This is a genomic window from Nonomuraea sp. NPDC001684 (genome assembly GCF_053596515.1).
On sequence record NZ_JBSFGJ010000305.1, the window covers coordinates 1 to 11369 of the forward strand.

The 11369-nt window shown below is 72.1% G+C and carries 9 protein-coding genes and 1 pseudogene; 8 read left to right on the forward strand and 2 right to left on the reverse strand.

The genetic code is table 11. From position 1 onward, the window contains the following. Window positions 1-84: 84 nt before the first annotated feature. From ACWCSD_RS36635 to ACWCSD_RS36655, 5 genes are all read left to right on the forward strand, one after another. Window positions 85-1593 (forward strand): CDP-alcohol phosphatidyltransferase family protein, encoded by a 1509-nt coding sequence (locus tag ACWCSD_RS36635; RefSeq protein WP_449921877.1) that lies wholly within the window; start codon window positions 85-87, stop codon window positions 1591-1593. Beyond that, on the forward strand, window positions 1590-2309 hold the full coding sequence (locus ACWCSD_RS36640; RefSeq protein WP_352323408.1) for a DUF5941 domain-containing protein: 720 nt from the start codon (window positions 1590-1592) through the stop codon (window positions 2307-2309). The genes ACWCSD_RS36635 and ACWCSD_RS36640 overlap by 4 nt, the downstream gene beginning before the upstream one ends. A 383-nt stretch (window positions 2310-2692) precedes the next feature. After that, window positions 2693-2941 carry a hypothetical protein gene (locus ACWCSD_RS36645; protein ID WP_397160603.1) on the forward strand — a complete coding sequence of 83 codons (249 nt, stop codon included), beginning with the start codon at window positions 2693-2695 and terminating at the stop codon, window positions 2939-2941. A 96-nt stretch (window positions 2942-3037) separates the two neighbouring features. Then, on the forward strand, window positions 3038-4435 hold the full coding sequence (locus tag ACWCSD_RS36650; protein ID WP_449921879.1) for a glycoside hydrolase family 16 protein: 1398 nt from the start codon (window positions 3038-3040) through the stop codon (window positions 4433-4435). A gap of 81 nt (window positions 4436-4516) precedes the next feature. Then, window positions 4517-5464: an isopenicillin N synthase family dioxygenase gene (locus tag ACWCSD_RS36655; RefSeq protein ID WP_449921881.1), complete on the forward strand. Its 948-nt coding sequence runs from the start codon at window positions 4517-4519 to the stop codon at window positions 5462-5464. Here ACWCSD_RS36655 and ACWCSD_RS36660 read toward each other — a convergent pair. After that, the gene (locus tag ACWCSD_RS36660) at window positions 5461-7809 is read right to left on the reverse strand and encodes a GH1 family beta-glucosidase (protein WP_449921883.1); all 2349 of its coding nucleotides are present in this window, start codon (window positions 7807-7809) and stop codon (window positions 5461-5463) included. The two genes, ACWCSD_RS36655 and ACWCSD_RS36660, sit on opposite strands and share 4 nt — an antisense overlap. Before the next feature lie 91 nt (window positions 7810-7900). Here ACWCSD_RS36660 and ACWCSD_RS36665 point away from each other — a divergent pair, with 91 nt between their 5' ends. The 3 genes from ACWCSD_RS36665 (at window position 7901) to rocD (ending at window position 10518) form a co-directional block, all read left to right on the forward strand. Next, window positions 7901-8389, forward strand: a complete 489-nt coding sequence (locus tag ACWCSD_RS36665; RefSeq protein WP_387672565.1) for an Lrp/AsnC family transcriptional regulator — start codon at window positions 7901-7903, stop codon at window positions 8387-8389. A gap of 124 nt (window positions 8390-8513) precedes the next feature. Further along, window positions 8514-9311: a dimethylargininase gene (gene ddaH, locus ACWCSD_RS36670; protein WP_352323414.1), complete on the forward strand. Its 798-nt coding sequence runs from the start codon at window positions 8514-8516 to the stop codon at window positions 9309-9311. A gap of 1 nt (window position 9312) precedes the next feature. Then, window positions 9313-10518 carry an ornithine--oxo-acid transaminase gene (gene rocD / locus ACWCSD_RS36675; protein WP_387672562.1) on the forward strand — a complete coding sequence of 402 codons (1206 nt, stop codon included), beginning with the start codon at window positions 9313-9315 and terminating at the stop codon, window positions 10516-10518. A 134-nt stretch (window positions 10519-10652) separates the two neighbouring features. On the opposite strand, the pseudogene ACWCSD_RS36680 reads toward rocD, so the two are convergent. After that, window positions 10653-11369, reverse strand: a pseudogene (locus ACWCSD_RS36680) (hypothetical protein); the annotation flags it as partial.

The window sequence follows — 11369 nt, forward strand, 5'->3', positions numbered from 1 at the left end:
GTTTGCCCTGCCGTCACTAGACTTTGACGTCTGTCCCCGCATCACCCGTTGTTCAACCCCCCGCTACTGCCTCGAAAGGGAGTCATGACCCGCGTGGTCCTGCTGGGCTCTTCGCCCGGCCCCGACACCTCTCCGACCGGCCTGAGGCTGGCCGCGCTGCCCGGCAATCCCACCGTGGCCGAGCGGCTGCGCAGCCAGCTCGTCTCCTATGACCCGCGGCCCGCCACGATCGAGACCGGCGACGTGGCCGCCGCCCTTCGCGCCCTGGCCGACATCGCAGAATCGGCAACGGAGAGCCTCTTCATCATCCCCCAGAACTCGGTCGTCCACGACGAGCTGATCTACCAGATCACCAAGGCCAAGCGCGGCGCGCTGGCGCTCGTGGCCAAGGAGCCGCGTCTGGAGGTGACCGAGGAGGCGCAGGAGGACACCGTACCGATCGACGAGGCCGACCCGGAGATCGGCTACGGCCGGCTCGAGGGGCTGCCGGTGCGCGCGCGCGTCGGCAAGTCGCGCGTCGTGTCGGTCGGCACCGCCAACCACGCGGTGACCAGGCCCAACGCGGTGCTGCTCGGCCCGCTGCACATCAGCGCCCGCAACGCCCCCGTGCTCGCGCAGACCTGCCGCGAGCTGGCCCTCATGGCCGACCGCTTCGGCGCGGACGACGACCTCGTCCAGCTCGTGGTGTTCGGCCTGGTGCGCAACGGCGTGTCGGTCGGCGTGCGCGGCCGCCGCGACCTGTTCTACCGCCGGGTGAGCACGCCGGAGGAGGTCAACGAGGCCGGCGCCGAGATGGCCGGCATGAACGAGGACCGCGCCCGGCTCAACAACGCGGTCAAGGGCGCCGACGGCTTCTTCACCACCTACTTCGTCTCCACCTACTCGCGCTTCATCGCCCGCTGGGCGGCGCGGCGCGGGCTCACGCCCAACCAGGTGACGCTGATCTCGATCCTGCTCGGCGTGGCCGCCGCCGCCTGCTTCGCCACCGGCGACCGGCCGTGGATGGTCGCCGGCGGCCTGCTGATCTACTTCGCCTTCGTCTTCGACTGCGTCGACGGGCAGGTGGCCCGGTACGCCCGCAAGTTCGGCGTGCTGGGGGCCTGGCTCGACGCCACCTTCGACCGCTTCAAGGAATACGTGGTCTTCGCCGGCCTGGCCGTCGGCTGGGTCGTCTCGGGCAACGGCGACGACATCTGGATACTGGCGCTGGCCGCCATCGGGCTCCAGTCCGTACGCCACCTGCTCGACTTCTCCTTCGGCATCTCCAACCGCCGCAAGCCGCCCGGGCAGCTGCCCACCCTCCCGCTCGACGCCCCCGACGACCGCGACCTGCGCAGGGCGCTGGAGCGGCGCAAGGTCGAGCGCAGTCAGGGCCTGCGCGGCGTGCTCAAGATGTGGACCAGGGCGGGCAAGTTCCGCGCGGTCCACTGGGCGCGGAAGATGATCGTGTTCCCCATCGGCGAGCGGTTCGCGGCCATCGCGATCACCGCCGCCCTCTTCGACGCCCGGATCACTTTCCTCACCCTCGTGATCTGGGGCTCCGTCGCCGCCGCCTACACCCTCACCGGACGCCTCATGAGGTCGCTCGTATGATCACTCAACCGCAGGCCATGGCCACCCCCACGCCGGACCCCGACGAGGAACGCCGCCGCATCCAGACCGCCCGCCTGCTCGCCTACCGCGACGACGGCCCGCTCGTGCACGCCCTCGCGGGCAAGCTGGGCAAGGGCCTGCCGCCCGTGCCCGCCACGCTCGTGGCGCTGCTCGCCGTCGTCGCCGTCACCGTCGTCGGGCTGCCCGACAAGGGGCCGCTGCTGCTCGTGCCGGTGGCCATCACGCTGCTGCTCGTGCTGCCGACCGCGCCGCGCGACCACCTCGGCCGCTTCGACTGGCTCACCCCGCCGCTGCTGCGCGGCACCGAGTTCCTCGCCATGATCGCGATCGGCCTGGCCGCCGGCGCGCCGAAGTGGCTGCTGTTCGTGCTGGTCTACGTCGTGGGCTACCACACCTACGACACCGTCTACCGCACCCGGCAGAGCATCTGGCCGCCCGCGTGGGTGTTCCACGCGGGGCTCGGCTGGGAGCTGCGCCTGCTGATCATCGGTGCCGGTGCGGCGCTGGGCTGGCTGACGCCGGTGCTCGCGGTGCTGACGGCGTACCTGTTCGTGCTGTTCGCGGTGGAGAGCGTGACGAGCTGGGTGCGCCTGGACAAGGCCTCTGCGCAGGCCGGCGCCGACGCCGAGCAGGACCTTGAGGCCTCGCCCGAGGACGCGCTCGAACAGGCCACCGGCGAGGCGGAGAAGGGCTGAGCGGCCACCTCCCCCTCCGGACACGACGGCGGTCACGGGCTCCCGATCAGGGCGCCGGTGGCCGCCGTTTCGCGTGCGGGCGCCGAATCGCCCCGCCAGAAAAGGACATGACGGACTAGTCTGAAATCCAGGGACATTCGAGCCGAGGTCCGGTCCGGCCGGAGCCAGGAGACGCGGATGGCGTTCTTGCCGCGGCCGTTCGGACGAGGAGACCCGCCGGACGGGCCCACGGACCGCCCCGGCCGGAGGGCGCCGATGACGGGCCTGTCCGGGCGGGTCGTGGTGGTGCTGGCGCTGGCCGCGGGCCCGGTGAGCGGGTGCGGCACGGATCCGGGCCCGGTGTGCGGCGCGGTCGTCGACCCAGGGCCCGCCGGATCACGCAGGTGCTCCCCCGGGCGGCCGAGCTGCTCGACTGCCCCAAGGAGGGCCGCGGCTCGGACGTCCTGGGCGCCCTGCGGTACGCGGTCAAGCAGCTCGGCGCGCGGCTGCTGCCGGACCTGTCCGGGTACGCGGTGGTGGTGCATGGATTCGTGCGGGCGAAGAAGTCCGACCCTGACCGGTTCTCGCTGCTGGAGAGCTTCTGGCGGGCGGCGTTCGAGGCCGCCGGGACGTCGTCCGTCGACCTGCTCTAGAGCGCTCTCCCATATTGACACGCGGTCAGCACCGTGTTTACGTCGCGTCAAGAGAGCGCTCTCTCGCTCGACTCCACCACCCCCCATGGAGCAGGGATGACAACAGAGATCCGGCACAGGCGCCGCCTGGTGGCCGTGGCGGTGGTGCTCGTGGCACTCACCGGCCTGCTCGTCAAAGTGGCCGTCAGCGCCTCGGCGTCCGTGCCGTCCACGCCGTCCGGCTGGTCGCTGGTCTGGTCCGACGACTTCAACGGCTCGGCGGGCACGCCGCCCTCGTCCGCCGAGTGGATCATCGACACCGGGCACGGCTACCCCGGCGGGCCGGGCAACTGGGGCACCGGCGAGATCCAGAACTACACCTCCAGCACCTCCAACGTCAGCCTCGACGGCTCCGGCAACCTGCGCATCACGCCCCTGCGCAGCGGCTCGGGCGAGTGGACCTCGGCCCGCATCGAGACCAGGCGGGCCGACTTCAAACCGGCCGACGGGCGCGTCCTGCGCATCGAGGGCCGGATCCAGATGCCGGACGTGACCGGGCAGGCGGCGCTCGGCTACTGGCCGGCGTTCTGGGCGCTCGGGGCGCCGTACCGGGGGAACTACTGGAACTGGCCGGGCATCGGCGAGTTCGACATCATGGAGAACGTCAACGGCATCAACTCGGTGTGGGGCGTGCTCCACTGCGGCGTCAGCCCCGGCGGGCCCTGCAACGAGACGACCGGCCTGGGCGCGAGCCGGGCCTGCCCCGGATCGTCCTGCCAGTCGGCCTTCCACACCTACCGCTTCGAGTGGGACCGCGCCGCCAGCCCGAACCAGCTCCGCTGGTACGTCGACGGCCAGCAGTTCCACAGCGTGAGCCAGAACCAGCTCGACGCCACCACCTGGACCGACATGACCGGGCACGGCGGCTACTTCCTGCTGCTCAACCTGGCCATGGGCGGCGCGTTCCCCAACGCCCTGGCCGGCACGGGCACGCCGACGGCGGCGACCGTCCCCGGGCATCCGCTGCTGGTGGACTACGTGGCCGTCTGGCAGAGCGGCACGGTCTCCACGCCGACGGCGACCCCGACCGTCCCGGGCGGCGTGGACGCGCGCTCCACCATCCAGGCCGAGCGCTACCAGGCCCAGTCGGACACCATCGTCGAGGCCACCACCGACACCGGCGGCGGGCAGAACGTCGGCGCCATCGCGAACGGCGACTGGCTGCGCTACGACGGGGTGAACTTCGGCTCCGAGCCCGCCCGCCAGTTCAAGGCCAGGGTGGCGTCGGGGGCGGCGGCCGGCGTGAGCGGGCTGGTGCAGGTGCGGCTGGACAGCCCGTCCGCCCCGCCGATCGGCGACTTCGCGCTGGCCAGTACGGGCGGCTGGCAGAGCTGGCGCACGGTCCCCGCCAACATCAGCGGGGTGACCGGGACGCACACCGTCTACCTGACCTTCAGCAGCGGCCAGCCCGCCGACTTCGTCAACGTCAACTGGTTCACCTTCTCGACGGCCTGACCCCTCTCAGGGTCCTCCTCGGGGGCGGCGGGCGTACCCAGGGCCCGGCCCGCCGCCCCCGGGCTGGGGGACAATGAGACGGTGCGCGAATTGCCGGTGATCGACATCTCCCCCTTGCTCGGCGACACCCCGGGCGGCGACAGGCAGGCCGTCGGCGCGGCGATCGGCGCGGCCTGCCGGGACAGCGGCTTCTTCTACGTCCGCGGGCACGGCGTGCCGCAGGAGCTCCTCGACCGGCTCGGCGCCGCCGCCAGGCGCTTCTTCGCGCTGCCCGAGGAGGTCAAGGACGAGATCTCGATGGACCGCGGCGGCCCGGCCTGGCGCGGTTTCTTCCCGGTGGGCGGCGAGCTGACCTCGGGGCGTCCGGACCTGAAGGAGGGCCTCTACTTCGGCGCCGAGGAGCCGCCCGGCCCGCTCCCGCTGCACGGCCCCAACCAGTTCCCGGTCCAGGTGCCCGAGCTGCGCGAGGCCGTGCTCGCCTACCTGGACACGATGACGGGGGTCGCGCAGGCGGTCATGTCGGGGATCGCGCTCAGCCTGGGCCTGGACGAGGGCTACTTCCGCACCGGCTACACCGCCGACCCGACCGTCCTGTTCCGCGTCTTCCACTACCCGCCCGCGCCCCCGGACGACGACGAGACCTGGGGCGTGGGCGAGCACACCGACTACGGCCTGCTCACCCTGCTCCTCCAGGACGCCAACGGCGGCCTCCAGGTCCGGACGGCGGACGGCTGGATCGAGGCGCCGCCGCTGCCGGGCACGTTCGTCTGCAACATCGGCGACATGCTCGACAAGCTCACGGGCGGCCGCTACCGCTCGACCCCGCACCGCGTGCGCAACCGCAGCGGCAACGAGCGCCTGAGCTACCCGTTCTTCTTCGACCCCGGCTGGGACAGCGTGGTGCCGCCCCTCCCCTACGCCGCCGGCGAGCGCTGGGACGGCCAGGTCGACTTCACCGGCACCTACGGCGAGTACCTGCTGTCGAAGGTGTCCAAGGTCTTCCCGAGCCTGTTCGAGCGGCAGATCTAGGCCGACTCCCGCACCACCAGCCGGGTGGGCAGGACGACCGGCGTGGTGCTCCGGCCCTCCAGCCGCGACAGCAGCAGCCGCGCCAGCGCCAGCGCCTGCTCGGTCACGGGCACCCGGACGGTGGTGAGGGCCGGGGTGGTGGCCGAGGCGGCGTCGATGTCGTCGAAGCCCACGATCGCCAGGTCGTCGGGCACCCGCCGGCCCGCGGCGCGGGCGGCCGACAGGGCGCCGATCGCCATCTGGTCGTCGGCCGCGAAGATCGCGTCCAGGTCGGGGGCGTCGCCGAGGAGCTGGCCGGCCGCCGCCGTGCCGGAGGCCCGGGTCAGGTCGCCGATCGCCAGTCTGGGCCGCAGCCCGGCGCGGTCGAGGACCGCGCGGTGGCCGGCGAGCCGGTCTTGGGTGGCGACCAGGTCCATCGGGCCGCAGATCATGCCGATCCGGCGGCGGCCGGTGGCCAGCAGGTGCTCGGTGGCCGCCGCCGCGCCCGCGGCGTTGTCGGCGTCCACGTACGGCACCAGCGAGGCGACCGGCGGCCGGCCCAGCAGCACGAGCGGCACGCCGGTGCGCGAGAGCCGTTCGGCCAGGGTGTCGCCCCGCTCGGGCGGCAGCAGGACGACGCCGTCCACCAGGCGCGCCTCGGCGTGCCGGACGATGCGGCGCTGGCTCTCGGCGGTGTCGGCGAGCATGAGGGTGATCTGCTTGCCCGCCCCCTCCAGCAGGCTCGTCACGTACTGGACGACGGCCGCGACCATCGGGTCGGCGGCGCGCCTGGGGGCCGGCAGCACGAGCGCGACGGTGTCGGTGCGCCGGGTCACCAGGCTGCGGGCGGCGGCGTTGGGCACGTAGCCGAGCTCCTTGACGGCCCGCAGGACCGTGGAGCGCACCTCGGGGCTGACCGACGCCTCGCCGTTGACGACGCGGGAGACCGTGGCCCGGGAGACGCGGGCGCGGGCGGCCACCGTCTCCAGCGTGGGACGCCTGGGCGGGGCCTCGGTCAGGCCGTTTCGCCTGATGACGTCGCGGTACCACAATGCGCTGTCCTTGGGCCGCCTGCGCTGGGTGTCGAAGTCGACGTGCACGAGGCCGAACTTGCGCCGGTACCCCTCGGCCCATTCGAGATTGTCGAGCAGCGTCCAGGCGAGATATCCGCGGACGTTGGCGCCCTCCTCGACGGCGGTCCGCAGGGCCCGCAGGTGTTCCTCGATGAAATGCACGCGGTCGACGTCGTGAATGCCGTCGGGAGTGACCGTGTCGACGAAGTCCGCGCCATTCTCGGTGATCATCAGTTCGAGTTCTGGATATTCGCTGGCGAGCCGCCGCAGTAACAGCGACAGGGCGTTCGGGACGATCGGCCAGCCCATCGCGGTGACCGCCGTGGGAATGGTGCTGAAAAGCACGCCCGCGCTTCCCGGATAAGCCGGGTCGGCCGGTTCGCCGGGCTGCGCCTGGACGACGGCCGGCGCGTAGTAGTTGACGCCGAGCAGGTCGAGCGGCTGGGCGATGTCGGCCAGGTCGCCGTCGTGGACGTGCCCGAGCCCCGCGTGCTCCTCGATGACCGGCAGCAGGTCGGCGGGGTAGGCGCCGCGCAGCATCGGGTCGAGGAACTGCCGGTGGACGAGCGCGTCGATCCTGGCCACGGCCTCGGCGTCCTCCTCCGACAGCGGCCGGTCGGGGTCGCCGACCTGGGCCGGCGTCAGCACGGGCGAGAAGTTGAGCACGGCCCCCACCTCGGCGGCCCCGGCGGCGCGCAGGGCCTGGGCGCCCAGGCCGTGGGCGAGCAGCAGGTGATGGGCGCTCCTGAACGCCTCGGCGGCCGACCGGCGGCCCGGCGCGTGCACCCCCGAGCCGTGGCCGACGAAGGCCGCCACCCACGGCTCGTTCACGGTGAACCAGGTGCCGACCCGGTCGCCGAGCCGCTCGGCCACGATCGCCGCGTAGTCCGCGAAACAGCGGGCGGTGTCGCGGGACGGCCATCCGCCGCGCTCCTCCAGCGCCTGCGGCAGATCCCAGTGATAAAGGGTGGCCAACGGCGTGATGCCCGCCTCCAGCAGGGCGTCGACCAGCCGCTGATAAAAGTCGAGACCGGCCGTGTTCACCTTTCCCGAGCCGTCCGGAAGAATGCGCGGCCAGCTCACCGAGAACCGGTACGCGGCCATTCCCAGCTCTTTCATCAGCGAGACGTCCTCGCGATATCGGTGGTAATGGTCGCAGGCGTCGGCCGGGCCACCGGCGAAGGCGTCCCAAATGGACGGCCCGCGGCCGTCGGCGGCCGTGCCGCCCTCGATCTGGAAGGCCGACGTCGAGACCCCCCAGACGAAACCCTCGGGAAAACGTGCGATATTCATGTGGCGGCAATCCTCCGGCAGTGGACCGAACGCCCAGTCTCCCGCGCGGCGCTCGTCGCGCGCCAGCCTGGCCAGGCGGTATACAGAGCCCGTGGAACTGGACCGGCTCGATCGTGACATCATCGCGGCGCTCGTCGACGACGCCCGCGCGACCTACGCGGACATCGGCCAGCAGGTGGGGCTGAGCGCGTCGGCCGTCAAGCGGCGGGTCGACCGGCTGCAGAAGAGCGGGGCGATCACCGGCTTCAGCGCGCGGGTCGCGCCGCAGGCGCTCGGCTGGACCACCGAGGCGTACGTCGAGCTGTTCTGCCAGGGCAAGACCAAGCCGTCGGACATCGCCCTGGCCGTGGCCAGGTTCCCCGAGGTGGTGGCGGCGGCCACGATCACCGGCGAGGCCGACGCGCTGCTGCACATCAGGGCCACCGACGTGCGGCACGTCGAGCGGGTCATCGAGCGCATCGCGGCGGAGGCTTTCGTGGTACGGACCAAGAGCTCGATCGTGCTGTCGCGGCTGGTGGACATCCCGCCGGGAGCCGCCCTGACGGACTCGCGCAACGGATCGCACGTCACCGGCCGATAGACGCAACAGACCTGCGCCAACGCGCAATGCGCACCGCTTGGCCTGCGCAAACGTCAATTCTTAGGCTGTCCCCGTCTCCCCCGACACGGGAACTTCCCCTGAACTGACGACGACGGAGCCCTGCATGCCCAAACACTTCCTCATGTGCCGCCCGGACTACTTCGCGGTCGAGTACGCCATCAACCCGTGGATGGACCCCGAGGCCGGCGCCGACCGTGAGGTGGCGATCCGGCAGTGGGAAGGGCTGAAGTCGGCGTACGAGGAGCTCGGGCACCAGGTCAGCCTCATCGACCCGATCGAGGGCCTGCCCGACATGGTGTTCGCCGCCAACGGCGCGCTGGTCGTCGGCGGCCGGGTCTACGGCGCCCGCTTCACCTTCCCCGAGCGCGGCCCCGAGGGCCCGGCCTACCTGCGCTGGTTCGTCGAGCGCGGCTACCCGACGCTGGAGCCCACGCACGTCAACGAGGGCGAGGGCGACTTCCTCACCCTCGACGACGTCATCCTGGCCGGCACCGGCTTCCGCACCGACGTGGTCGCCCACCAGGAGGCGCAGGAGTACCTGGGCCGCCCGGTCGTCTCGCTGAAGCTGGTCGACCCGCGCTTCTACCACCTGGACACCGCGCTGTTCCCGCTCGACGGCCGCAACGTCGCCTACTACCCCGGCGCCTTCTCCCAGGGCAGCCAGGAGGTGCTGCGCGCGATGTTCCCGGACGCGGTGATCGCGACCGCCGAGGACGCCGAGGTGCTCGGCCTCAACGCGGTCAGCGACGGCCGGAACGTGGTGATCAACTCCGAGGCGTCCGGGCTCCAGCTGGAGCTCAAGCGGCACGGCTACGAGGTGATCCCGGTCGAGCTGTCGGAGCTGCGCAAGGCGGGCGGCGGTCCCAAGTGCTGCACACTGGAGATCAGGGGGGAGAAGTAACATGAGCACCAGCGCAGAGCTGATCGAAGTAAGCGAGCGCCGCAGCGCGCACAACTACCATCCGCTGCCCGTGGTCATCCACGAGGCGCACGGCGCGTGGGTCACCGACGTCGAGGGCAAGCGCTATCTCGACTGCCTGTCGGGCTACTCGTCACTGAACTTCGGCCACGGCAACCCGAAGATCATCGAGGCCGCCCAGGAGCAGCTGAAGAACCTCACGCTGACCAGCCGGGCCTTCTACCACGACCAGTTCGCCCAGTTCTGCGCCGGGCTCGGCGACCTCACCGGCAAGGACATGATCCTGCCGATGAACACCGGCGCCGAGGCCGTCGAGACCGCGATCAAGGTGGCCCGCAAGTGGGGCTACGAGGTCAAGGGCGTCGCGCCGGAGCAGGCCAACATCATCGTGATGGAGGACAACTTCCACGGCCGCACCACCACGATCATCAGCTTCTCCACCGACCCCGACGCGCACGACGGGTTCGGGCCGTACACGCCCGGATTCAAGATCGTCCGCTACGGCTCGGCCGAGGCGATCAGGGAGGCGATCGACGACAACACCGTGGCCGTGCTCGTCGAGCCGATCCAGGGCGAGGCGGGCGTGCTGGTGCCGCCGGACGGCTACCTGACCGAGGTCCGGCGCATCTGCACCGAGAACAACGTGCTGATGATCGCCGACGAGATCCAGTCGGGCCTCGGGCGCACCGGCCGCACGTTCGCCTGCGACCACGAGAACGTCGTCCCCGACGTCTACATCCTGGGCAAGGCGCTCGGCGGCGGCGTGGTGCCGGTCTCGGCCATCGCCGCGGACGAGGACGTCCTCGGGGTCATCAAGCCGGGCCAGCACGGGTCCACGTTCGGCGGCAACCCGCTGGCCTGCGCGGTCGGCATCGCCGTCATCGACATCCTGAACACCGGCGAGTTCCAGGCCAGGGCCGCCCGGCTCGGCGAGGTGCTGCACGCGCGGCTGCGCGAGCTGGCCGGCAAGGGCGTGGTGGCGGTGCGCGGGCGCGGGCTGTGGGCGGGCGTGGACATCGACCCGGCCCTCGGCACCGGGCGCGAGGTCTCCAAGGCGCTCATGGCGCGCGGCGTGCTCGCCAAGGACACCCACGGGTCCACGATCCGGCTCGCGCCGCCGATCGTGATCTCCGAGGAGGACCTGGTCTGGGCGGTCGACCAGCTCGCCGCCGTCCTCGAAGAGCTCTAGGTCGCTCTAGGTCTCCTACGGCTTCGCCTGGTCGGGCCACCCGCCGTACCACGGCCGGCGGCCCTCCAGGAAGCGGCCGCCGACCCTGCGCGGGCGCGCCGCCGTGACGGCGCGCCCTGTGGGCCTGCTGGGGGTCACGAACCGGCGGGGGCGCTCCCCATCGGGGTAGGGGTGACGGTACGCGTCACCGTCGGCTCCGGCTCGCCGGTCGGCTCGACCGCGGGCACGCTGGTCGGCTCCGGGGTGAACGTGATCGTCGCCTCGGCCGTCGGCAGCTTCTCCGTCGTCGGGCCGGACTCCGACGGAATGGGCGTGGGTGCCTGGGTCTCCGGCATGCAGCTCGCGTCGGCGGCGGCGTCGGGGGCCTCCGGCAGCGCGTCCACCACGGAGACGTCGAGCTGGGCCGTCAACGCCACGACGCTGTCCTTGGGCGCGCCCGCCTTGGCGTCGACCACGACCTGCCGCTCGCCCAGGAACTCGTGCCCGGCCGGGTCGAAGATCAGCTCCTCGCGCACGCCCCAGTCGGCGACCCGGCCCAGCGCCACGCCCACGCGTCCCGAGGAGTCGGCGACGCCCTCGGCCGCCTCGACGCCGGGGATCGCCTTCACCGCCTCGAACAGGGCGTCCCGCTGCGCCTTGGGCAGGTAGTTCTCCCTGACGAGGTCGCCGGCGCGGGTGAAGGCGACGGCGTCCGGATCGACGTCCTTGTCGCCCTTGGGGGCCGACTGGTAGAGGCGGTCGCGCATGGCCGTGGCGTCGGCCGGGAGCGTGCTCAGGTAGGCGTAGTCGTCGCGGTAGGGGCCGCGCAGGTCGGGGCAGGAGGCCAGCCGGTTCCACTCGCTGCCCCGCCG

Excerpts from the sequence above, each read along its gene's own strand:
- ACWCSD_RS36635 (WP_449921877.1), top strand. The coding sequence starts at position 85 with ATGACCCGCGTGGTCCTGCTGGGCTCTTCGCCCGGCCCCGACACCTCT.
- ACWCSD_RS36640 (WP_352323408.1), top strand. The coding sequence starts at position 1,590 with ATGATCACTCAACCGCAGGCCATGGCCACCCCCACGCCGGACCCCGAC.
- ACWCSD_RS36650 (WP_449921879.1), top strand. The coding sequence starts at position 3,038 with ATGACAACAGAGATCCGGCACAGGCGCCGCCTGGTGGCCGTGGCGGTG.
- ACWCSD_RS36660 (WP_449921883.1), bottom strand. The coding sequence starts at position 7,809 with ATGAATATCGCACGTTTTCCCGAGGGTTTCGTCTGGGGGGTCTCGACG.
- ddaH (WP_352323414.1), top strand. The coding sequence starts at position 8,514 with ATGCCCAAACACTTCCTCATGTGCCGCCCGGACTACTTCGCGGTCGAG.
- rocD (WP_387672562.1), top strand. The coding sequence starts at position 9,313 with ATGAGCACCAGCGCAGAGCTGATCGAAGTAAGCGAGCGCCGCAGCGCG.